The organism is Nocardia sp. NPDC004278, from assembly GCF_053602975.1.
The window spans coordinates 275,813-297,054 of record NZ_JBSGEQ010000004.1 but is presented as its reverse complement, the minus strand read 5'-3'; the positions used below and the strand labels follow the sequence as shown (position 1 = coordinate 297,054).

Annotated in this window: 20 protein-coding genes; 8 read left to right on the top strand and 12 right to left on the bottom strand. The window is 66.2% G+C overall.

Going from position 1 to position 21,242, the window contains the following annotated elements:
- Positions 1–18 precede the first annotated feature (18 nt).
- A complete protein-coding gene (locus ACWEO2_RS08660; protein ID WP_452404758.1) occupies positions 19–411 on the bottom strand; it encodes a hypothetical protein in 393 nt (130 codons plus the stop codon).
- Between the two features lie 232 nt (positions 412–643).
- Here ACWEO2_RS08660 and ACWEO2_RS08655 point away from each other — a divergent pair, with 232 nt between their 5' ends.
- Positions 644–1,426: an SDR family oxidoreductase gene (locus tag ACWEO2_RS08655; RefSeq protein WP_452404757.1), complete on the top strand. Its 783-nt coding sequence runs from the start codon at positions 644–646 to the stop codon at positions 1,424–1,426.
- Positions 1,427–1,518: 92 nt separating this feature from the next.
- On the opposite strand, the gene ACWEO2_RS08650 is transcribed toward ACWEO2_RS08655, so the two are convergent.
- From ACWEO2_RS08650 to ACWEO2_RS08640, 3 genes are all read right to left on the bottom strand, one after another.
- Positions 1,519–3,576, bottom strand: coding sequence for a glycosyltransferase family 39 protein (locus ACWEO2_RS08650; protein ID WP_452404756.1), 2,058 nt, complete (start codon positions 3,574–3,576; stop codon positions 1,519–1,521).
- On the bottom strand, positions 3,573–4,880 hold the full coding sequence (locus ACWEO2_RS08645; RefSeq protein ID WP_452404755.1) for a glycosyltransferase: 1,308 nt from the start codon (positions 4,878–4,880) through the stop codon (positions 3,573–3,575). Before ACWEO2_RS08645 ends, ACWEO2_RS08650 begins: the two co-directional genes overlap by 4 nt.
- Before the next feature lie 70 nt (positions 4,881–4,950).
- The gene (locus ACWEO2_RS08640; protein WP_452404754.1) at positions 4,951–5,592 is read right to left on the bottom strand and encodes an SAM-dependent methyltransferase; all 642 of its coding nucleotides are present in this window, start codon (positions 5,590–5,592) and stop codon (positions 4,951–4,953) included.
- Between the two features lie 298 nt (positions 5,593–5,890).
- Here ACWEO2_RS08640 and ACWEO2_RS08635 point away from each other — a divergent pair, with 298 nt between their 5' ends.
- Entirely contained in the window at positions 5,891–6,616 is a 726-nt protein-coding gene (locus tag ACWEO2_RS08635; protein WP_452404753.1) for a TetR/AcrR family transcriptional regulator, read from the top strand.
- Between the two features lie 156 nt (positions 6,617–6,772).
- Here the strand turns inward: ACWEO2_RS08635 and thiD are convergent, their stop codons facing one another.
- On the bottom strand, positions 6,773–7,615 hold the full coding sequence (gene thiD, locus ACWEO2_RS08630; protein ID WP_452404752.1) for a bifunctional hydroxymethylpyrimidine kinase/phosphomethylpyrimidine kinase: 843 nt from the start codon (positions 7,613–7,615) through the stop codon (positions 6,773–6,775).
- On the opposite strand from thiD, the gene ACWEO2_RS08625 reads away from it, so the two are divergent.
- Positions 7,560–8,561, top strand: coding sequence for an LLM class flavin-dependent oxidoreductase (locus ACWEO2_RS08625; RefSeq protein WP_452404751.1), 1,002 nt, complete (start codon positions 7,560–7,562; stop codon positions 8,559–8,561). The two genes, thiD and ACWEO2_RS08625, sit on opposite strands and share 56 nt — an antisense overlap.
- A 54-nt stretch (positions 8,562–8,615) precedes the next feature.
- Positions 8,616–9,764: a GTP-binding protein gene (locus ACWEO2_RS08620; RefSeq protein ID WP_452404750.1), complete on the top strand. Its 1,149-nt coding sequence runs from the start codon at positions 8,616–8,618 to the stop codon at positions 9,762–9,764.
- An 82-nt stretch (positions 9,765–9,846) separates the two neighbouring features.
- Here ACWEO2_RS08620 and ACWEO2_RS08615 read toward each other — a convergent pair whose 3' ends face one another.
- Together ACWEO2_RS08615 and ACWEO2_RS08610 are read right to left on the bottom strand one after the other, a co-directional pair.
- Positions 9,847–10,470: an NAD(P)-dependent oxidoreductase gene (locus ACWEO2_RS08615; protein WP_452404749.1), complete on the bottom strand. Its 624-nt coding sequence runs from the start codon at positions 10,468–10,470 to the stop codon at positions 9,847–9,849.
- Between the two features lie 429 nt (positions 10,471–10,899).
- On the bottom strand, positions 10,900–11,985 hold the full coding sequence (locus ACWEO2_RS08610) for an epoxide hydrolase family protein (protein WP_452404748.1): 1,086 nt from the start codon (positions 11,983–11,985) through the stop codon (positions 10,900–10,902).
- Positions 11,986–12,070: 85 nt separating this feature from the next.
- On the opposite strand from ACWEO2_RS08610, the gene ACWEO2_RS08605 reads away from it, so the two are divergent.
- A complete protein-coding gene (locus ACWEO2_RS08605) occupies positions 12,071–12,718 on the top strand; it encodes a TetR/AcrR family transcriptional regulator (protein ID WP_452404747.1) in 648 nt (215 codons plus the stop codon).
- A gap of 76 nt (positions 12,719–12,794) precedes the next feature.
- Complete coding sequence (locus ACWEO2_RS08600) at positions 12,795–13,202, top strand: VOC family protein (RefSeq protein ID WP_452404746.1); 408 nt, start codon at positions 12,795–12,797, stop codon at positions 13,200–13,202.
- 50 nt (positions 13,203–13,252) lie between these two features.
- Here ACWEO2_RS08600 and ACWEO2_RS08595 read toward each other — a convergent pair whose 3' ends face one another.
- From ACWEO2_RS08595 to ACWEO2_RS08585, 3 genes are all read right to left on the bottom strand, one after another.
- Complete coding sequence (locus tag ACWEO2_RS08595; protein WP_452404745.1) at positions 13,253–14,764, bottom strand: SH3 domain-containing protein; 1,512 nt, start codon at positions 14,762–14,764, stop codon at positions 13,253–13,255.
- A gap of 412 nt (positions 14,765–15,176) precedes the next feature.
- Positions 15,177–15,968: a thioesterase family protein gene (locus ACWEO2_RS08590; RefSeq protein ID WP_452404744.1), complete on the bottom strand. Its 792-nt coding sequence runs from the start codon at positions 15,966–15,968 to the stop codon at positions 15,177–15,179.
- 90 nt (positions 15,969–16,058) lie between these two features.
- A complete protein-coding gene (locus ACWEO2_RS08585) occupies positions 16,059–17,303 on the bottom strand; it encodes a KasA/KasB family beta-ketoacyl-ACP synthase (RefSeq protein WP_452404743.1) in 1,245 nt (414 codons plus the stop codon).
- Positions 17,304–17,342: 39 nt separating this feature from the next.
- Here ACWEO2_RS08585 and ACWEO2_RS08580 point away from each other — a divergent pair, with 39 nt between their 5' ends.
- Complete coding sequence (locus ACWEO2_RS08580) at positions 17,343–17,903, top strand: TetR/AcrR family transcriptional regulator (protein ID WP_452404742.1); 561 nt, start codon at positions 17,343–17,345, stop codon at positions 17,901–17,903.
- 91 nt (positions 17,904–17,994) lie between these two features.
- On the opposite strand, the gene ACWEO2_RS08575 is transcribed toward ACWEO2_RS08580, so the two are convergent.
- Together ACWEO2_RS08575 and ACWEO2_RS08570 are read right to left on the bottom strand one after the other, a co-directional pair.
- Positions 17,995–18,471 (bottom strand): DUF1772 domain-containing protein, encoded by a 477-nt coding sequence (locus ACWEO2_RS08575; RefSeq protein ID WP_452404741.1) that lies wholly within the window; start codon positions 18,469–18,471, stop codon positions 17,995–17,997.
- 508 nt (positions 18,472–18,979) lie between these two features.
- Positions 18,980–19,564 (bottom strand): TetR/AcrR family transcriptional regulator, encoded by a 585-nt coding sequence (locus tag ACWEO2_RS08570; protein WP_354955482.1) that lies wholly within the window; start codon positions 19,562–19,564, stop codon positions 18,980–18,982.
- A gap of 130 nt (positions 19,565–19,694) precedes the next feature.
- On the opposite strand from ACWEO2_RS08570, the gene ACWEO2_RS08565 reads away from it, so the two are divergent.
- Positions 19,695–21,185: an MDR family MFS transporter gene (locus ACWEO2_RS08565; protein WP_452404740.1), complete on the top strand. Its 1,491-nt coding sequence runs from the start codon at positions 19,695–19,697 to the stop codon at positions 21,183–21,185.
- The last annotated feature ends 57 nt before the right edge of the window (positions 21,186–21,242 follow it).

The following is a 21,242-nucleotide window of genomic DNA, read 5'->3' as shown; positions in this document are numbered from 1 at the left end:
ACACAACCATTTTCGTGACTAGCACAGACCTTGCTGCTGCGCGTGCCCCTCATCGACCGCATAGGAGGAGGAACCGATGAGGACGCCGAGCAGGCCGCCGATGATCACTCCGGGAATCGCGCCGAAAAGGAAGATGGGCAGGCCCGCGATGCCGCCGATGGTGGCACCGAGCAGGCCGCCGAGTGCCGTCCTGAGCTCGATGCTGTCGCCGGGCGCCAGGCAGCCGTTGATCAGGCTCGCCTGCGGGGCCGGTTCGGATGCCGCGGCGATCGGCTCCGACGAGGCCACCGGTGCGGCGGGCGCTGGCGATTCGACCGGTTCCGCCGATGCGTTGGCGGCGAATCCGACGGTGAGCGCGATGGCGACCAGTGCGCCGATGACGGTTAAGGCGAATCTCGAAATGCTTCTCACAGTTGTCCTGATGGCTCGGAGTTGGCGCGTGACCTGATCGCGGATTCCGACCGCAGAGTCCCGCGCGGGACTTCATCATTGCCGGAGTTCGCGGCGTGCGAAAGAGTTTCGCGTGAAAGCCTCATTAAGAGGATTTCGAGGAAGCCTGTCCGCGAGGGCATGTCACACTCGCCCATCCTGCTCCGTCGTCTCTGTGAACGCGAAACAACGCAACGAACCAGGAGCGGGAATCATGTCGAACACCAAGAAGATCGCAGTGGCCGGAGCGACCGGACGGCTGGGCCGCCACGTGGTGGAGGTGCTGAACGAGCAGGGACATGAGGTGGTCGCCTTCTCCCGGGCCAACGGTGTCGATATCGAAACCGGTGCAGGACTCGTAGAAGCGCTCGAAGGGGTGCAGGTTGTCATCGACGCGTCCAGCACGCCGTCCGCGGATAAGGACATTGCCACCGAATTCTTCACCGCTTCGGCGAAGAACCTGCACGAGGCGGGCCAGAAGGCCGGTGTCGAGCGCTTGGTCGTGGTCTCCATCATCGGCATCGACGACACCGTCGCCGGTTACAACGCCGCCAAGCTCGTCCACGAGAAGGTGCTGCTCGAAGGTCCACTGCCGGTACAGATCCTGCGCGCCGCCCAGTTCCATGAACTGGTCGAGGTGATGATGCAGTGGGGCACCCAGGGCGACGTTTCCTACGTCGCGAATATGAAAACCCAACTGGTTGCGGCTCGTTCGGTCGCGGAGGCGCTGGTGGATCTCGCGGTGAATCCGCTGCCGGAGTCCTCGGCTGGCCCGGTCCCGGAAATCGCGGGTCCACGTGCGGAGACCATGGCGGGTGCGGCTGCGCTGCTGGCCGCTCGCCGCGGCACTCCGGCCGAGGTCCGCGAGGTGAGCGACCCGGACAACGCCGACCGCGAGATCTTCGAGGACGGCACCCTGCTCGCCGGTCCGCACGCGGTCCTCGCGGGCCCGACCTTCGCGGAATGGCTCGATGCGACCGAGTCCGCGGCGAAGTAGCCCGAGCTTCGGCGACTCCGATGTGGTGTCCGAGCCGCCGAAACCGATCCGCCCGGTGCGCACGCACCGGGCGGATCACCTTATGCAGTGGATCAGTGGGCGGTGGTCAGGTCGTAGAGGGTGACGCCGTCGACCTCCGTCGCGGTGAAATGCTCTTGCACCCACTTGCTGATCTCGGCGCTGGTGCCGGACCGACCGGGACCGAAGCCGCCGTCTTCGCCGCCGCGGTTGCCGCTGCCGATGAAGTAGTGGATCTTCCCGTCGGCGACAAACGCTTTGAACTGATCCAGCGTCGGCGACGGATCGCTGCCATTGAAGCCGCCGACCGGCATGACGGGCAGTTGGGTGGCCAGCTGGAATCCGGCGGCGCTATTGGAGCCGCTGGCGGCGGCGACCCAGGTGTAGTCGGTGCCATGGTTTTCCAGCAGTGCGACGACCTTATCGCTCGGCTTGCTCGCGCCGAGCAGCCCACCGGCGGGGCCGCCCATCATCGGACCACCCTGGCCCGCAGGGTCATTGGTGCCGCCGGGCGGCAGGTCGGCGCCGCCGGGCGGAGTGCCCATTGCACCATTCATGCCCCGCGCGCCATTCATATTGCGTCCATTGCCATTTCGTCCATCTGGCAGGCCGCCCGGCCCGCCGAAGCCGCCTTCGCCGGGTCGATGACCGAACATTCCGACATTCGGTCCCGCCGACGGGATGGCGCCCTCGTGCGAGGTCGCAATGGTCTGGGCGGAATACGCGACGGGCCCGGACAATCCGGCGAAGGCGGCGGCCAGTGCCGCGACCAGAGCCAGCTTGCGCGGTGCGGGCAAGAGCACCGCGATGGTCGCGAGCACGCCGACCACCAGCATCGTCCAGCGCAACCACGGCACGAAGTGCGAGTCGCGCGACAGCAGCATCCAGGAGGTCGCGGTGGTCAGGCCGACCGTGAGTGCCGCGAACAACCGGACCCACAGCCGATGCCGCTGCTGCCACAGTTGGACCGCGCCGATGCCGACCAATGCCGCGATCGCCGGGGCCAGCGCCACCGTGTAGTACTGGTGGAAGATGCCCGCCATGAAGCTGAAGGTCAGTCCGGTCACCAGCACCCAGCCGCCCCACAGGATCAGCGACGCACGCTGCCCATCGGTGCGAGTGGCCTTGCCGCGCAGCAGGATTCCCGCAACCAGTGCGACCAGTGCGGCCGGGATCAGCCAGGCGATCTGACCGCCCTGTGCGGGTTCGAACAGCCGGGTGATCCCGGTGCTGCCCCACATGCCCCCGCCACCGGGCGGCATATCGCCCCGGCCGGGGGTGACGCTGCCGTGCTCATTGCCGTTCAACCGGCCGAGCCCGTTGTAGCCCAGGGTGAGTTCGAGGATCGAATTATGCTGCGACCCACCGATCCACGGCCGCGACGATGCCGGCCACAGCTCGACCGCGAGCAGCCACCAGCCGGCCGAGACCAGCATGGCCGCGCCCGCCGCGAGCAGGTGCAGAATGCGTTTGCCGAGTTTGGGCGGACCGGCGATGAGATAGGTCAGCGCCAGCGCGGGCACCACCAGCAGCACCTGCAATTGCTTGGTGAGGAACCCGAATCCGATGAAGACACCGGTGAGCACCAGCCAGCGGATGCGCCCGTCCTCGACCGCCCTCGTCATCGCCCAGGCCGCCGCGACCATCAGGAATACCAGCAGCGCATCCGGGTTGTTGAACCGGAACATCAGCACCGCGACGGGAGTCAGCGCGAGCACGAGTCCGGCGATGAGCCCGGCCGCCGGGCCGAAGGGCCTGCGCATCGTCGCCCACACCAGTGCCACCGAGGCGATGGCGAGCAGCACCTCAGGGACCAGGATGCTCCAGGAATTCAGCCCGAACACCCGTACCGACAGTTCCATCAGCCAGAGCGAGGCCGGTGGTTTGTCGACGGTGATCGAGTTGGCCGCGTCCGAGGAGCCGAAGAAGAAGGCCTTCCAGGACTTCGAACCCGCCTGTACCGCAGCGGAATAGAAGGAGTTCGCATAGCCGTTGGCGCTGAGGTTGCACAGGTAGGCGATACCGGTGCCGATCAGGAGTGTGGCCAATGCCGGGTATTCCCAGCGGATCTGCTGCTTCGGTTGTGGTTCCGGCAGGGTCGCCGCAGTCGGTGGCGTCAGCGTCGCTGTCATCGGCGAACTCCATCAATGGTCGTCTTCGTCGCGCGCAGCATCGGCTGGGTGACCCCATCCGGTGCGATCGTTCGGGTTTCGACCCCGCCGGTGGGGTTTCGGAATACCCAACGCAGACCGACGAATCGGATGAGGGTTGCGATCAGATTGGCCGCCACCAGGACGAACAGCTCCAGGTGAACGGCCGCATCCGGGGCCCAGCGATGCAGGGCGAACAACGATCCGCTGGTGACCAGCAGGCCGAAGCCGAATATCAGCAGCCCTTGGAATTGATGCGACACCACGCCGGTCGACCCACGCACTCCGAAGGTGAAGGCGCGATTGGCGGCGGTATTGCCGATCGCGGTGATGAGCAGTGCGAGGAAGTTCGCGACCTGCGCACCGGTCATCGGCTGCAACACCAGGTACAGCAGCATATAGGCGAGCGTGGAAATCACGCCGACTATCGCGAACCGAACGACCTGCCCGACCATCCCCAAAGGCACACCGGGAACCAGTGGTTCGCGTCCGACCGCGCGCCGCAGTTCCTCCAGCGGCAGCGCACCGGTCGTCAGTCCGCGCAGCAGCCGCCACACCCCGAGCAGGTCCTTGCGTGCCGTATCGACGATATCCACGCGGCTGTCCGGATCATCGATCCAGTCGACCGGCACCTCGTGAATGCGCAGGCCCGCACGCTCGGCGAGCACCAGGAGCTCGGTATCGAAGAACCATTCACCGTCCTGCACCAGCGGCAGCAGCTGGCGCGCGACATCGGTGCGCATCGCCTTGAATCCGCACTGCGCATCCGAAAACCGCGCCTGCAGTGAGGCTTTCAGGATCAGGTTGTAGCACCGCGAGATGAACTCCCGCTTCGGACCGCGAACCACCCGCGACGACGCGTCGAGCCGGGTGCCGATCGCCAGATCCGAATGTCCCGAGATCAGCGGAGCCACCAGGGGCAGCAGCGCATTCAGATCCGTGGACAGATCCACATCCATATAGGCGACGACCTGCGCGTCGGAGTGCTCCCACACCGCGCGCAGTGCGCGGCCCCGGCCCTTCGCGTCCAGATGCACCACCCGCACATCGTCGAGCTCATCGGCGAGCAGTTGCGCGACCTGCATGGTGTCATCGGTGCTCGCATTGTCGGCAACGGTGATCCGGGTCGGGAACGGAAACCCGTCGCGCAGGTAGGCGTGCAGCCGCCGCACGCAAATGCCCAGGTCGGCCTCTTCGTTATAGACAGGGATCACGACGTCCAGCACGGGCGTGATCACCGTTTCGGTCATATCCGCCCGGTGCGCGGCGGTCGTCGATTCGGTCATGGTGACCACCCTCGCCAACCGCGCTGGAGCCCAGCTGGGCCCTGGCTGTGAGGTTCCTGGGGACTATTGCCTACCGGAGCCTGCGGATCCGCAAGATCGTGTCGGAGCGGGTGCCGACCTGCCCCTCCGGCCCGGTCGCCACCCGCTCGACCTCATCCGCAGTCTCCACCCGCCACTCATCTCCGTCGAATGCGAGTCCATCCAGTACCTCATCCATCGTCGGAAAGTGCACGTCATGCCGATGCTCCATAAACGATGGCCACCCCGCATGCAACCCAATCAACAGCACCCCGCCAACGGCCACCGCCTCAGCGGCCCGCCGCAAAATCTTCGCCCGCTCGTCCCCCTGCGCAACCGGTGAATGAAAGAACTGCGCCGAAACCAAATCGAACTCCCCCTCCGGAAACGACTGCGCCAGATCATGTTCCGCGAACACGATCCGATCCGCGACCCCCGCCTCAGCGGCATGCGCCCCCGCCCGCCGCAACGCCGTCGCAGACACATCGACCGCCGTAACCCGCCACCCGTTTCGTGCCAACCACACAGCGTCACCCCCCTCACCACACCCGAGATCCAGGGCAGTCCCCACCGCAAGCCCGACAACCTCCCGCACCAACAACGGATTGGGATTCCCAGTCCAAACCTGATCCCGATCCTGATAAAACTCCTCCCAAAATTCCCGACCAGTCTGCAATCCAGCCCCGTCGCCCATCCGTCGATCTCCTATCCAAATCGCCCCGTGCCACAACCACCCCGACCGCATAATCTCCCCCCACCACCCCCAACACCCAACTTTCTTGCCACTCCAGCAAACCCCCACCCGGCCTCGAGAATGCGCTGGTGCGGGTGTGCTCTCGACGTTTGCCTGCGTGAGCGCATGGTGATCATCGGTCCAGGATTGCTGTGGTGGAGGGGGCTCCCGGCGCTTGTCGAACTCTGAAGGAGGCTGGTGCGGTTGCGGTTCGACCGAGTTGGCCGAGGTCGGGTGGGGTGTTGGTACCGTCGGGGGTGTGATACGTAGTGGGCGGGGCGTGGGTGAGGTGCCGCCTGAGCGGGTGGATGCTCGGACCGAGCGGTGGCGGGAGCATCGGCGCAAGGTTCGGGCGGATTTCGTCGATGCGGCGTTTCGGGCGCTCGACACGTTCGGGCCCGAGGTCAGCATGGGCGATATCGCGAAGGAGGCCGGTGCGGCCAAACCCAAGCTGTATCGGCACTTCGAGGATAAGACCGATCTCTATAACGCCATTGTCGACCGGGTCGGTGACATGCTGTGGGAGCGGATCGTCGCCAGTGTCGACCTGACCAATGATTCAGCGCGCGAGGTGATCCGGCGTGGCGCGGCCGAATATGTGCTCGTGGTGACCGAGCATCCGAATGTCTTCCGCTTCATGCTGCACAGCCACTTCACCCGGCGCGCCGATGATTCCGAGCGCGCGCTGCAGTCGGCTCGCCAGTCGGCCAGGCGGGCGGCCGATCTGTTCACCGGATTGCTCGCGGACAGTTCCGTCGAGGTGTCCAGCGTCGAATTGGTCAACTATTCCATTTTCGGCGCGGTGGCCTCGGCCACCGACTGGTGGCTCGGCGCGAACCGACTACAGGCGCATGGGATGCCGATCGAGAAGTTCGTCGCCTATCTGGCCGAGATCATCTCCGCATTGGCCGAGGCCAACGCGCGATTGAACGGCATCAGCATGGACGCGGATCTGCCACTGCACCTTGCGTTTTCCAGCGAGTGATGTGCGCACCACCGGTGGCGCCGACCGCGGGCGCGCCAGTGGCGGTCGGCTTCCACAGCCACATCGAACCCCATTGTTCTCACTGAACCGCTCCGTTGCGGCCCACGGTGGCTGCGATACCTCGAGTATGTACCCACCCACCGACAAGTTTCGGCGCTAGCTCGCCGACAGCCGCCAGAGCGGGGAAACAGGCCCGTGACCTGCACCGAGATCGTAGGACGCGGCCAGACACCGGTAGGTCCAGTCCTTGGCGAACGCGACCGCGTCGGGCACTGAGTAACCATTGGCGAGTGCGCACGCAATGGCGGCGGCCAGGGTGTCCCCACCGCCGTGGTCGTTCCCGGTGCTGATCCGCGGCGCGGTGAACTCCAGAAATTGATCGCCATCGAAGAGCAGATCGGTGCTGACCTCGGAGGATCGCAGATGTCCGCCCTTGACGACCGCCCACTGCGCCCCGAGCTCGTGCAGCGCCCGCGCGGCGCGCCGCGCCGAGGCGTCATCGGTGACCTCGATGCCGGTGATCAGCCGCACCTCGTCGAGATTCGGTGTCACCACCGTGGCCAGCGGAATCAGCGTATGCCGCACCGCATCCAGCGCCTCCGCGTGCAGCAGCGCATCACCGTGCATGGACGCCGCGACGGGATCGACCACCAGGGGCGTGCGGTTCCGCCCGATCCCCACCTCCTGGCAGACCGCCGCGACGGATTCGATAATGGCCGTCGAGGCCAACATCCCGGTCTTGGCCGCCCCGACCCCGATATCCCCGACCACCGAACGCACCTGATCGGCCACGATCTGCGGCGGAATCTCATGGAACCCGCTCACCCCGACCGAGTTCTGCACCGTCACCGCGGCCACCGCCACACACGCGTGCACGCCGCACAGGGCCATGGTCCGCGAATCGGCCTGAATACCCGCGCCGCCCCCGGAGTCGGTTCCGGCAATGGTGAGGACACGAACCGGAGTCTGCCCGTCGGGCACAAGCGGCAGCAATTTCACACCCCAGACCCTACTCAGCGGCCGCACCGACCTCGCCATTCCGGTGAAGTTCCTGGTGGCCCTGCGGCCCGGATTCATCTCGCCGACGCTGGCCGCGCAGATGGCCAGCACCTTCCAGCGCCAGAGCGGTGGCCGCCTGCTGATCAATGTGGTGACCGGCGGTGAGTCCACCGAGCAGCGCGCCTATGTCGACTTCCTCGACAAGGACGCCCGCTATGTGCGCACCGGCGAATTCCTCGAGGTGGTGCGCAAACTCTGGGCGGGCGACACCGTAAGCCTGACCGGCGAGCACATCCACATCGCCCACGCAAAACTGGCCCGGGTGCCGAATCCGGTGCCCGAGGTGTACTTCGGCGGTTCCTCGCCGATCGCGGGCACCGTCGCGGCCGCGCACTCCGATGTCTACCTGACCTGGGGTGAGCCGCCCGCGCAGGTTGCCGAGAAGATCGCCTGGATCACCGAACTGGCCCACCGTGCGGGCCGCACCGTGCGTTTCGGTATCCGACTGCATATGATCACCCGCGACACCTCGGAACTGGCCTGGGCCGAGGCGAACCGGCTGCTGGCCGGTTTCGATCCGGCGGCCGTCGCCGATATCCAGAAATCGTTGGCGCGCAGCGAATCCGAGGGGCAGCGCCGAATGCTCGCGCTGCACGCGGGCGCCAGCGACGCGCTGGAGATCTACCCGAATCTGTGGGCGGGCATCGGACTGGTGCGCGGCGGCGCGGGCACGGCGCTGGTCGGCAGTCACGAGGAGGTGGCCGAGCGCATTCTCGAATACCACGACCTCGGCATCGATGAGTTCGTGCTCTCCGGATATCCGCATCTGGAGGAGGCGTACTGGTTCGGTGAGGGCGTGTTGCCGCGGCTGGCCGCGCGTGGGCTGTGGCGGCATCCGGATGCGCCGGTGGTGGCGCAGCGCGGTCTCGAAGTCGCGTCGTCCTGATGTCCCGGACGACCCACCCGGCCGCATCTAAATGAAAACCATTATCATTAATGCGTGACCACTGCATCGCCTCCTGATCTGCTGCCCGTGACCGTGCTCTCCGGCTTCCTCGGCGCGGGCAAGACGACCCTGCTCAACCACATCCTGGCCAATCGGGACGGCCGCCGCGTCGCGGTCATCGTCAATGACATGAGCGAGGTCAATATCGATGCCGCGCTCGTCGCGGGGCAGGGTCAGCTCGACCGCACCGAGGAGAAGTTGGTCGAGCTGACCAACGGCTGTATCTGTTGCACCCTGCGCGAAGATCTGATCGAAGCGGTCGGCAGGCTCGCCAGGGCTGGTCGCTTCGATCAACTGGTCATCGAATCCACCGGGATCTCCGAACCGATGCCGGTGGCCGCGACCTTCGACTGGGAGTTCGAGGACGGTTTCAAACTCGGTGATATCGCCCGCCTCGACACCATGGTCACAGTGGTGGACGCCTCGACCTTCCTCGCCGAGATCGCTCGCGGCCAGGCACTCGCCGAACGGAATCTGCAAGCGGGCGAGGGGGATACGCGCACCATCGCCGATTTGCTGGTCGACCAGGTGGAATTCGCGGACGTGCTGCTGATCAACAAGACCGACCTGGTCAGCGCGAATGCCGTCGGAACCGTGGAAGCGACGGTGCGGCGGCTCAATCCGCGCGCCCATGTGCTGCGCACCGAAAAGGGTGTGGTGGATCTCGCGGAAGTCCTCGCCACCGGCCGCTACAACCCGGTCGTCGCCGCCGAATCCGAGGGCTGGGCCGAGGAACTCGCCGGCGGCCACACCCCCGAAACCGAGGAATACGGCATCCGCAGCCTCACCTACACCGCCGAGCGGCCCTTCCATCCCGAACGCCTGGCCGATGCCCTCGCCCGACTCCGCGGCATCTTGCGCAGCAAGGGTTTCTGCTGGCTGGCCACCCGCCCCGAGCTCGCCGCCATCTGGTCCCAGGCCGGTCCCAACCTGACCTTCGAGCCCGCCACCTGGTGGTCCGCCCTCGAAGTCCCCGCGGGCCAGGAAATCGTCTTCATCGGCGTGAAACTCGACCTCGACGAGATTCGCCGACTCCTCGATGCCGCGGTCTTGACCGACGCCGAATTCGCCGCTGGCCCGACCGCCTGGTCCACCTACCCCGACCCGTTCCCCACCTGGGGTGAACTCCACAACCACCACTGAGCGCCAGCAACCCACGCACCGGATCGGGGCGTGGGTTGCTGGTCGATTGGGGGAACCTGCTGAGTTCGAGCGGCATCGTGGCTCAGTTGGAGATGCCGGGGGCCCGGTGGGTGTAGGTGGCGTCGGTGAGTTGTTCGAGCATGAACGCCGCGATATCGGCACGGGCGATCTTCAGCGACAGGCCCTTTTCCTCGGTGCCGAAGCCGCGACGGAAGGCGTCGGTGCGGGGGCCGTCGGTGAAGGCGCTCGGGCGGACGATGGTCCAGTCCAGATTGCTGGCGCGGACGTATTCCTCCTGCGTGACATGGTCGGCATAGGCCTGGCGCAGCAGCATCCCGAACATCACGTACTTCCAGAGGAAGTTCAGGTTGCCCTCGCTGTCACCGACTCCGAGGGTGGTCTGGCAGATCAGGCGCTTGACGCCGGTCCGGTTCATCGCCTCGATGACCGCGCGGGTGCCCTCGGCCCGGATGACGCCCTTGCGGCCCGCGCCGAGCGAGATCAGCACCGCGTCCTGACCGACGACCGCCCGCTCGACCGAATTCGTATCCAGCACATTGCCCTCGACAATGTGCAGCCGCTCATGCCGCTGCCCGACGCTGGCCGCATTGCGGGTGAAGGCGGTGACCTCATGCCCCTGTTCGAGCGCCTGCTCGACGACCAGACGACCGACGGTGCTGGTTGCTCCGAAGACTGCGATCCGCATTGTTCTCTCCTTGTTGAATGCGCGATGCTCCCGGGCCCTACGCGGTTACGCAGGCCCTGACGCTCGCATCGCGGGGGTTTCCTGAAAGCTGTTGAGCTGTTGGTGAATCCAGTACATCAACGGAGAGCGAGACGAACCATGGCCGTGAGTCTCGCGGACATAAGAGTGGGTCTACGCGCATCGGCCCGCGTTCGGCGTGTGTCGAACGCGGGCCGATGCCCAGCGGTTTCCTGTCAGCTGCCACCCGGCAGTTCGTCCGGCCACAGCGTGCGTCGGAGCCGGTCGTTCAGGTCGTCGAGCTCGGCCCGGGGAATGTCGATGGTTAAGGGGCGGATAGCGGTCACGGCAATCTCCCTGGTCGATCGGAAGGCAATGTCCGTGCGGCACCGTACGGGGACGCGAGGTGCCGCACGGAACCGGCATCGGGCGTCAGCGGTACTGCGCGAAGAATTCGGTGATCTCGCCGGCCATCAGCGCGGGGGCGACGTGGTGCAGGTAGTGGGTGTAGACGTCGTGGGTGCGCCACGACACGATGTTGCTGTGATCGCGGTCGGCGAACCGGCGGATTCCGTGGAAGTCGCCATTGGATCCGGACAGCGCGAGCGGCACCGTGGTCGGCTCGGTCGGCTGCTGCGCCCTGGCCTTCTCGAAGTAGTGCCGGATGGCCGAACCCGCGGTGCCGGTGAGCCAGTGGATCGCGATATTGGTCAGCACGAACTCATCGTCCAGATCCGGACCCAGCAGTTGGCTGTTCCAGCCGACCAGGCCGGTCGGCGAATCCATCAGCGCGTGCGCCAGCGTCTGCGGCTGCTGCGACTGCAGGATATTGAAGCCCATCTTGTTCTTGACGAACCAATCCAGCGTCGCCAGTGACTGCTGCTCGTCCTCGGTCAGATCGGCCAGTTCCGACGGATCACCCGACGGGAACGAGTACACCTGCGAAACCTGAATGGCGACAACATTTTCCGGCGCGACTCGACCGAGTTCGGGCGAGATCTGCGCGCCACCGTCATTGCCGACCGCACCGTACTTGGTGTACCCGAGCCGCCGCATGAGCTCGGCCCAAGCCTTGCCGATGCGCTGATCGTTCCAGCCGGATTCGGTTGTCGGACCGGAGAATCCGTAGCCCGGCACCGACGGGATCACCAGATCGAATCCGGCCGCGGTCAACGGCTCGATGACACCGAGGAATTCGACGAAGGTGCCCGGCCAGCCGTGGGTCAGGATCAGCGGAAAGCTGTTGTCCCGCTGGGACTCGATATGCAGGAAGTGGATGTTCTGCCCGTCGATCTCGGTGGTGAACTGCGGGTACGCATTGAGCTTCGCCTCGACCGCGCGCCAGTCGAATCCGTCGCGCCAGTAGTTCACCAGATGCCGCACGCGCTCGACGCTCACCCCGTAGGTGTCGTCCGACCCGGGGATCTGATCCGCCCAGCGGGTGCGGGCCAGCCGGTCCTGCAGGTCGTCCAGCTCGGCCTGGTCGATGTTGATGGTGAAGGGGGTGATGGCGGTCATCTCTACTCCTTGTGAAACGGAATGCTTCGTTCTGTTTGAACAGTAACAGAACGGATCATTCCGTTTCAAGTGCTAATCTGAACCCATGCCGAAAACATCCAACGCCCCAGCTCAGAAGGGTCTGCCAGGACGCAAGGCCCAGGCCGCCCGCAATGACGGACTCATCCTGGAGGCCGCCCGCGCGGTCTTCCTGGCCGATGCCAATGCGCCGATCGCCGCCGTCGCCGAACGCGCGGGTGTCGGGATCAGCGCCCTCTATCGCCGCTATCCGAGCAAGGAGGTGCTGCTGCGCACTCTCTGCCATGAGGGCCTGCGCCGCTACAACGCGGAAGCCGATGCCGCACTGGAGGATTCGGATGGCTGGCGCGGTTTGGTCGGATTCCTGGAACGGGTGGTCGACGCCGACGTGCACTCGCTGGCCGTGCATCTGGCGGGTACCTTCACCCCGGAGGACTCGATGCTTCCGGACATCACGCATTCGGGTGAGGTCACCGAGGAACTGGTGCGGCGGGCGCATGCCTCCGGTCGGCTGCGCGCGGATGTCAATGCCAACGATCTCGGTCTCATCCTGGAGTCGTGCGCGGCCATCGCCATGCCGGATCAGCTCCGCACCGCCCAGCTGCGCAGGCGGGTGCTGGCCATGCTGGTCGCGGGTCTTTCGGGAAAGGGCGAGCTGCCGGGTCCGGCGCCGCAGCCGGGTGAATTCGCCTGGCGCTGGCAGCCGCGCGCGTAGCGCCGATGAATTCGGCCGCGGCGCGCCGTCTGCACTGTTACGAATGGACCTGTCCGCCGCAGCGAAGGGATGTGCAATGAACTGGACGCTCGAGGTCGTGATCGTGCCGGTATCCGATATCGACCGGGCCAAGGACTTCTACTCGAACAAACTGGGTTTCGTTCTCGACCACGACACCGCGGTCGGCGACGATATGCGTATCGTCCAGCTGACCCCGCCCGGTTCCGGCTGCTCCATCGTGATCGGCAAGGGCGCGGTTCCGAAGATGGAACCGGGCTCGATACAGGGCCTGCAGCTCGTCGTCCCCGATATCCACAAGGCCCACGCCGAATTGGTCGAACGCGGTGTCGAGGTCGGCGATGTCCAGGTCCTCGGCACGAACCCGACCCCGATGCCCGACCCGCTCGACAATGTCGGCTTCTGCTTCTTCAGCGATCCGGACGGCAACGGCTGGGCGGTTCAGCAGATCTCGACCCGCCCCTGATGCGTTCGGCCCCTTTCCATTTCACGCACTGTCCGACTCGTGCTGAGACATCAGACGCGCCTGTTGTCGGTGGATGTCGTTGGCGCGGTGGGGGGCAGTGTCAGGGGTTGGATCGCGCGGCCGTCGACCCATGCGGTCCAGCCGTTGTTGCAGGCGATATGTGCCCAGTCGCCGGCGCGTTGGAGGATCTGGAGTTCGACGCCGGGATCAATGCTGGTGATGGGTCCGAATCTCGGATCCGGCGAAGCCCACGCGGCCATTCCGCCCTCGGGAACCCGGTGGGTGGGGTACCAGGGTGCTGCGGCGGGGGCCGCGAGGGGTTCGACGGCGCGGCCGTCTACCCAGCCGGTCCAGCCGTTATTGCAGGCGATATGTGCCCAGTCGCCGGCGCGTTCGAGGATCTGGAGTTCGACGCCGGGATCGATGTGCGCGACGGGTGGTTGGGACGGGTCGGGTGTGGCCCAGGCGGGCATGCCGTTATCGGGCACCTGGTGGGTCGGATACCACGCCGCTGCGCCGCCGCGCTCGACCACCGGTACGGCCTCCGTGGGGGCCGAGGCCGCGTCGAATGCCGCGGTGCCACCGGCGAACGTGACCACGGCAGGATCGAGCACGTCGTGCACCAGACGCAGTGCGACTTCCGCTGTGGTCTCGAACAATTCCACGCGCGGGTTTCGCGCCGCCAGCTCGCTCCAGAACGCGAACCGCGTCGTGAACGTCGATCGGAACACCGTGAAATGGGCGAGTGCGGTCCGTTCCGCTGCCGCACCGGTGAACACGGCAATGCTGCCCGTCGTCAATAGCTGACCGAACGTCCGCGCCACCGCGGTCCCGGCGTGGGTGAATCGGTAGCTGCCGAGCGCCTCCAGTCGGACCAGGCCCAGCAGGGCCAGCCTGGCCAGCCCCTCGGTCATCCGACCGGCCGCGGCCGCGAGTGACACCGGTGCGGCCCCCTGGGCGGCGGGCAGGGCCCAACGGGTGTCGCCGCTGGCGAGCCCCTTGGCGAGTTGCTCCTCCAGTTCGAGCGCCCGCAGTTCGGGCGGTCCGGGTGTGACCTTTCGACCCAGGCCCCCGGCCAGGCGGGCCTCTTGCGCCGTGTCGGTGGCGGCGAGCAGGGCGGCGAATGCGATGAGATCGAGGTCGATGGGGGGCGATGAGGCTCCGGGGCCGTAGGAGGTGAGATCGAGCAGTTCGTCCACCAGCACGGTGGCCTGGGCGAGCGTGGGCACGACGGCGAAATCGAAGCCGTCGTCGCCGGTCCCGGCCTGCATGACGAAGGTGTCGTTTTCGTCCCCGTGCAGCAGCAGCGCCGACTTCCAGCTGGCCTGTCCGGCGCGGTTGGCGGTGATGACGACGGTGCGGGCGGGATCGGCGGCGATTCGCAACGCTCGCATCGTCGGTCCGATGAGTCGGCCGTCATCTTCGAGCAGTCCGGTGTCCTGCAGCGCCGCCGCTGGGTCGGTCGGCGGGGTCTGCACCGGCAGCGTGGAGCGCGGCCCCGGCTGCACCTCAGCGATGGACAGGGCCGCGGCGAGTTGGTCCGGGTTCAGTCGGAAACGCATCGGATTCAACTCCTTCCCGCGTCCGGGGCGCTGCGCGCAGGCGTCCAGAGCCAGATTCGGAAAGGTCCCGGCGCGTACGCCCAGGCCAGCAGCGGCGCGATCGGAAGCAGCCCGAGCAGGGCACATAAACCAGCAAGACCCGGACCGGAAACCATTGCGCGAGTGGTGTCGGTCGCCGGGCCCGGTGTCCGCGGTGCGCGGTTTGCTGCCGGGTGTCCAGTCATCAGAGTTCTTGGGTCGACCGAATCACTTTTATGGTTTCACATGCGGCGATTGCTCAGCAACAGGCCGACCGTTGGTCTCCACCTGCGAAGTTTGTGCCGTGTGGCCGCAGTCTCAGCTGCTGCGCAATCCGATTCGACGGCGTGCGCCGAGCATCTGCGCAGGCCGCGAACTTCGGCCCGCGCGGACGCTAGCGCGGTCCGAGGAACAGAGTTTGGGTGCTGCGGCCGAGTGGGCCCTTTTCATCGAACAGTGCCGACTCCGCCAGGCCGATGCCGTGTGGTTGCGGATAGGTGACGGCGTCCAGGCAGACCCATTCGCCGACCGGCTGCCGGTGCAGGGTGACCGTGAGATCGGTATTGATGAACAGGTACCGGGACCAGTCCAGCACCGAGCTGACGCCATTGCCCGAATCCGCCGCCGCGAGTGTGCGTTCCAGTGGACTGGGGATGGTTCCGGCGACGATCGGATACCGCAGCCGGATCCAGCAGATCGCCGGGCCGGGTTCGCCGAATGAGCCGGTGACGAAGTGGTAGTCGATGCCGGTGTGGAAGCCGACCGGCTGATCCGAGGGAAACGGGGACGGCGCACCCTGATCGGGGCCGGGGCGCGCACCGGTCGGCAGAATCTGTTCGGGCAGTTCGAGTTCCGGCTCGGCGAGTTTGAAGCGCCAGGCATTCGCCCGCAGCACCGGCCCGCGATCGGTGGACAGGGTCGCCTCGATCAGTTCGACGCTGCGGCCGGGGCGGGCCACCCGCGCCGCCACCGTCAGCGGCTCCAGCGGAATCGGGCCGAGAATCTCCACCGCGACCCGCCCGACCTGGAATCCGGCCCGCGGCTCACAGCGCTCGATCGCATACCCGAGCAGCGCGGAGGGCGGTCCGGCGTGCTGGGCGTCCGGTGACCACGGACCGCGGGTGAGCTCGGTTGAGACGAACCGATTCGGATTCGTCGGATCCGGTGTGTAGAAAGCGTCGGCCACGTCGTTGTCCCATCAAAGCTGCCCGGGGAATTGTTCGTCCGGTTAACGATTCTGCTACGACGCTACTCCCCGGTAACCGGCTGGGCGTCACTACGCCCGGCCGAAGGCGAGGGCGACATTGTGGCCGCCGAAGCCGAAGGAGTTATTGAGGGCGAAGTCGATGCGCTGCTCGCGGGGCGCGCCCGCGACGATATCGAGGTCGATCTCCAGATCGCGATTGTCGAGATTCAGTGTGGGCGGGACGATCTGGTCGCGCAGCGTCAGCATGGTGAGGATGGATTCGAGCGCCCCGACCGCGCCGATCGAATGGCCGAGTGCGGATTTGGGTGCGTAGACCGATGCCTCGGGTGTGACGGCGGTGATGGCATTGGCCTCCGACGCATCGCCGATCGATGTCGAGGTGGCATGCGCATTGACGTGCTGAATATCCGAAACCTGAAGTCCGGCAGTACTTATCGCCTTGCGCATAGCGCGGGCCGCACCGATGCCGTCCGGCTCCGAGGCGACGATGTGGTAGGCGTCGGAGGTGATCCCCGCGCCGAGTACGCGCCCATGCATCCGCGCGCCGCGCGCCCGCGCATGCCGCTCGGATTCCAGCACCAGCAATGCACCGGCCTCGCCGAAAACGAAGCCGTCCCGATCCCGATCGAATGGCCGCGACGCCCGCTCCGGTTCGTCATTGCGGGTGCTCATCGCGCGCATCATCGCGAAACTCGCGATCGGCACCGCATCGATATGACCCTCGACGCCGCCCGCGACCACGACATCGGCCTCGCCGGTGCTGATCAGCCGCCACGCGTGCGCGATCGCCTCCGAACCGGACGAACAGGCCGAGACCGGCGCAAAGACCCCGGCCTTTGCGCCGATCTCGAGGCCGACCGTGGCGGCCGGGCCGTTCGGCATCACCATCGGCACCGACATCGGCGACACCTTGCGGTAGCCGCCGTCGCGCATCGAGTCGACGGCGTTGATCAGCGCATCGCCACCGCCGAGGCCGGTGCCGATGACCACCGCGAGCCGTTCGCCCTCGACCTCGGGTGAGCCCGCATTGCGCCACACCTGGCGGCCGAGCACCAGGGCCATCTGCTCGACATAGGAGTGGCGTCGCTGTTCGACGCGGGTGAGTTCGGCGCCCGGATGCGAGGTCAACTTGCCGCCGATGCGGACCGGCAGATCGTATTCGGCGACGAAATCGTCGGTGAGCCTGCCGATACCACTGCGTCCGGCGAGCAGGCCGGACCAGGTCGCGTCGATGTCATCGGCAATCGATGTGGTCGCGGCGACCGCGGTGACCACGACCGACGGTCGAGTTTCTGAAGCGATTGTTACAGTCACGATGTCATGGATACCTGTACCAATCGCTACAGTCAACTCATGGCCCGCCCCCTCGACCACGCGAAACGCGCCGATCTGCTGGCCGGTGTCGTCGAATACATCGCCGAACACGGCCTCGGCGATCTGTCGCTGCGCCCGCTCGCCGCCGAACTCGGCACCAGCTCCCGCATGCTGATCCACTACTTCAAAACTAAGGAGGAGCTGCTGGTCCAGGCGCTCACCACGCAGCGCCCGGATATCCCCGCCATCTTCGCCGATGTCACCGATGCGGCGGCGCTGCGCGAGCGGCTCGGCGCATTCTGCTCGGTGAATCTCGCGGGGGAGGCCACGACGAGTGGGCGCGTGCTGCTGCAAGTACTGGGCGCGGCGTGTGCGCCGGGGAGCCCCTATGGCGAATACGCGAATGCTGCGATCGCGACCTTCGTCGGCACACTCACCGATGCGCTGTGTCGGATCGAGACCACCATTGACGATCCGGAAGCCGTTGCCACGCTATTGATTTCGGGTCTGCGCGGCATTATTCAGGATCGGCTGATCACCGGTGACGTCGAACGCACCGACCGAGCCGCGCGCCTGCTGATCGACCAGATCATCCGCTAGACAACACATTTCGAGATGGCCACATGCCAGCGAAACCCTGTGTCGACCGCACATCCGATGTGCGTTCGACACAGGGTTTCGATGAGCAGCATCAGGCAAGGGCGATGGCGGCGCAGAGTGCGCCGACGGCAATGAACTGAAGGGCGACCCGGCCGTTGATGACGCTGTTCCACTTATCCTGCAGCGCACGCGCATTCGACGGGATGATGCCGGATTTCGCGGCGGCCGTCTGCTGGGTGTTCACCGGCTTCGCGACCCGAACGTAGATCCCGAGCCAGGTCACCAGCGCGATGACGGCGATACCCGCCGCGATCGCCGCCGAGACGTGACCGCCGATGGCCGCGAGCAGCGTTGCCGCGACGGCGGTCACCACGCCGCCGATGCCGACGATCGGCATCCGGCGATCGCCGTAGTAATGGCCCCATCCCGCCGAGATGGTCACGGTCCGGTCGTCCAGCTTGTCGTACACCGAACGCGTGATCAGCGCGAAACAGGCGTCGGTGCCGTAGACGACGGCGTTCGCGAGGACCGAGGCGATGGCGATGATCTGAATGGCGGTGGTGATCATGATGGCTTCCGTTCTTCGTGTTTAGCGTCGATAGAGAATCTAGCAGCGCTAGATCTATGCGTCAACCGGTTGCTGCCGATGCGTGGATTCCCCTCGGCCGCCGCCCGGTTCGGTTCGGTAGCCTTCTGTTAGCTGAAATGTGATGAATGCTGGCTGGACGCCGATGGGCGATCCAAGCGTGCGATGTCTGCAGGAATGCTGCGGCAAGCGCGGAGGTGCGTTGGCTCAGGGCGTATCGGTGTGGAGTCGGAACGTGCGGGCCGGTCTGCGCCTACCTGGTCCGCAGCGGCCCGATCGTCGGCGGTTCTGCGGTCGAGCGCTCCGGCTGGGCGTCATCAACTCGCCGCGCCCGACTCACTGCTCGAAGTTGGTCATTCCGTCACGGCGTATCAGCGCGCGACACGGCTTCGATGTGGCACCGGCTACTGCGCCGTGGCCGTCGGCGGGCATTGTCGCGAAGTGTGCTTGCGATGTGCTTGGTGCCCAAAGGGTTTCGTGCCGCCGCAAGTCACTGGCCGGCGGCGTCCGTGCCCCAGCCGTGTTCGAGCAGGTCGAACAGCTCTCGGAGCGCGCGCGGCGGATCCTCCCGTGTACTGGCGACTTTGGAGCTTTCCAGGGCGAAGTGGGCCAATCCCGCGGCGGCGAGATCCCCATCCGGTTTGCCGGTCGCCTCGGCGATTGCGGCCGCCAGCGCGGACTCGTGCCGCAGCAGCATCTGGTGTGCGTATTCGCGCAGTGCTGGCGTCGAGTCGATGAGGCGATGGAAGGCGACGATGCCGGGATCATCGCTGCGCGCGGTGCGACTGCGCATCAGATAGTCGCGCAGCGCGTGCATGACCGGTTGTCCCGAGGGGCGATCGCGGACGGCCGCGACCAGATCGGCCTCGACATCTGCGTCCAGGTCGAAGACCAACGATTCCTTGCTGGGGAAATGTTTGAACAGCGTGCTCAGTGATACGTCTGCCGCCTCGGCGACCTCCCGGACGCCGACATTGTCATAGCCGCGTTCGGTGAACAGCTGCATCGCGGCGTCGGCCAGGGCCTGGCGCGTCTGGGCCTTCTTGCGCTCACGGCGTCCGGTCGTCGCGGTCATATTGCCGACCCTACTCGATTCGGCTATCTGCACCAAAGTCGGAGCAGTTGTACTTTTGTAGCGGCTATGCTTTTCTGGATCGGTCGGCGGTCCGGATTGCCGATGACAAGTCCGAAGGAGGTGAGCGGTCATGTCCGCAGAAATGACCGAAATGAGAACCGCGCCAACGCGATCGATCCGATTGGTGCTGGCCGGGGTGCTGCTGGCAATGCTGCTGGCAATGCTGGACAACGCGATCGTCGGCACCGCGATGCCGACGATCGTGCGTGAATTGGGCGGACTGTCCCAGGTCGCCTGGGTGGTGACCGCGTACACCCTGCTATCGGCGATCTCGACGCCGGTATGGGCGAAGCTCGGCGACCTCTACCGCCGAAAGACCGTATTCCTCAGTGCTATCGGCGTATTCCTGATCGGTTCGGTGCTGGCGGGTGCATCGTGGTCGATGTCGGCGCTGATCGGATTCCGCGCACTGCAGGGGCTCGGCGCGGGCGGTATCGCCGTCACCGCGTTCGCCCTCATCGGCGCGCTGGTCCCGCCGCGCGAACGCGGGAAGTACCAGGGCATGACCGCCACCACGATGGCCATCGGCACCATCGGCGGACCGCTGCTCGGCGGTGTTATCACCGACGGACTCGACTGGCGGTGGGCCTTCTACATCAATATCCCGCTGGGCCTGGTGGCCTTCGCCTGGTCGTGGTGGCGGCTCGAGCTTCCGGTCGCGCGCAGGAAGGTAACCATCGACTACGCGGGCATCTGCACGCTCGCCATCGCGATCGCCGCGCTGGTGCTGATCGCGACCTGGGGCGGTGTCGACTACGCCTGGCTCTCGGCCCGGATCATCGGACTCGCCGTGCTCGCGGTGGCCACTCTTGCCGCATTCCTCGTCATCGAGCGCCGGGCCGCCGATCCGGTGATTCCGCTGGAGATCTTCCGTGCCCGCAATCTGACCCTGGCCGCGCTGACGGCACTGGTCGGTGGTGTGATCATGTTCGGATCGGTGCTGTATCTGCCGCTGTTCCAGCAGACGGTGCAGGGTGCCTCGGCGGCCAACTCCGGATTGCTGCTGCTGCCGATGATGATCCCCCTGCTCATCGTGTCCCAGATCGTCGGCAAGCGGATGACCGCCACCGGAAAGTACAAGATCTTCTTCATTCTCGGCGGGGTGTTCCTCACCGCGGGTGCCGTACTGCTGGCCACCGTCGATGCCGAAACCGGGCGGCTGGCAACGGGATTCGCGATGGCGCTGATGGGAGCCGGACTCGGCTTCTCGATGCAGCTGTCCACCGCCATCGCGCAGAACAGCGTGGCGATATCGCATATCGGCGCGGCATCCGGCGCGGTCACCCTGTTCCGCACCCTCGGCGGATCAATCGGTGTCGCGGCCTTCGGATCCCTGTTCACCAGGGCACTTCAGGGGCATGCGCCCGCCGACGGTCCCGGATATCTGGCAGCCTTCGCCTCCGGCGTCGGGAATGTCTTCCTGGCCGCCTCGGTGATCTGTGCGCTCGGCTTCGTGATCTCCTGGTTCATCGAGGAAGTTCCGCTGCGCGGCAAGGCTGTTGAACCGGCTGCGCAAGGCGGGTCGGCACCGCTTGCGTCAGAGAAGCAGACCGCGGTCTGATGCGGTGCGACGCCCGCTCGATCACACCGGGATCGGGCGGGTGTCGTGCCTGTGGGC

Excerpts from the sequence above, each read along its gene's own strand:
- ACWEO2_RS08655 (WP_452404757.1), top strand. The coding sequence starts at position 644 with ATGTCGAACACCAAGAAGATCGCAGTGGCCGGAGCGACCGGACGGCTG.
- ACWEO2_RS08650 (WP_452404756.1), bottom strand. The coding sequence starts at position 3,576 with ATGACAGCGACGCTGACGCCACCGACTGCGGCGACCCTGCCGGAACCA.
- ACWEO2_RS08645 (WP_452404755.1), bottom strand. The coding sequence starts at position 4,880 with ATGACCGAATCGACGACCGCCGCGCACCGGGCGGATATGACCGAAACG.
- ACWEO2_RS08640 (WP_452404754.1), bottom strand. The coding sequence starts at position 5,592 with ATGGGCGACGGGGCTGGATTGCAGACTGGTCGGGAATTTTGGGAGGAG.
- ACWEO2_RS08625 (WP_452404751.1), top strand. The coding sequence starts at position 7,560 with ATGGTGAGGACACGAACCGGAGTCTGCCCGTCGGGCACAAGCGGCAGC.
- ACWEO2_RS08615 (WP_452404749.1), bottom strand. The coding sequence starts at position 10,470 with ATGCGGATCGCAGTCTTCGGAGCAACCAGCACCGTCGGTCGTCTGGTC.
- ACWEO2_RS08610 (WP_452404748.1), bottom strand. The coding sequence starts at position 11,985 with ATGACCGCCATCACCCCCTTCACCATCAACATCGACCAGGCCGAGCTG.
- ACWEO2_RS08605 (WP_452404747.1), top strand. The coding sequence starts at position 12,071 with ATGCCGAAAACATCCAACGCCCCAGCTCAGAAGGGTCTGCCAGGACGC.
- ACWEO2_RS08600 (WP_452404746.1), top strand. The coding sequence starts at position 12,795 with ATGAACTGGACGCTCGAGGTCGTGATCGTGCCGGTATCCGATATCGAC.
- ACWEO2_RS08595 (WP_452404745.1), bottom strand. The coding sequence starts at position 14,764 with ATGCGTTTCCGACTGAACCCGGACCAACTCGCCGCGGCCCTGTCCATC.
- ACWEO2_RS08580 (WP_452404742.1), top strand. The coding sequence starts at position 17,343 with ATGGCCCGCCCCCTCGACCACGCGAAACGCGCCGATCTGCTGGCCGGT.
- ACWEO2_RS08575 (WP_452404741.1), bottom strand. The coding sequence starts at position 18,471 with ATGATCACCACCGCCATTCAGATCATCGCCATCGCCTCGGTCCTCGCG.
- ACWEO2_RS08570 (WP_354955482.1), bottom strand. The coding sequence starts at position 19,564 with ATGACCGCGACGACCGGACGCCGTGAGCGCAAGAAGGCCCAGACGCGC.
- ACWEO2_RS08565 (WP_452404740.1), top strand. The coding sequence starts at position 19,695 with ATGTCCGCAGAAATGACCGAAATGAGAACCGCGCCAACGCGATCGATC.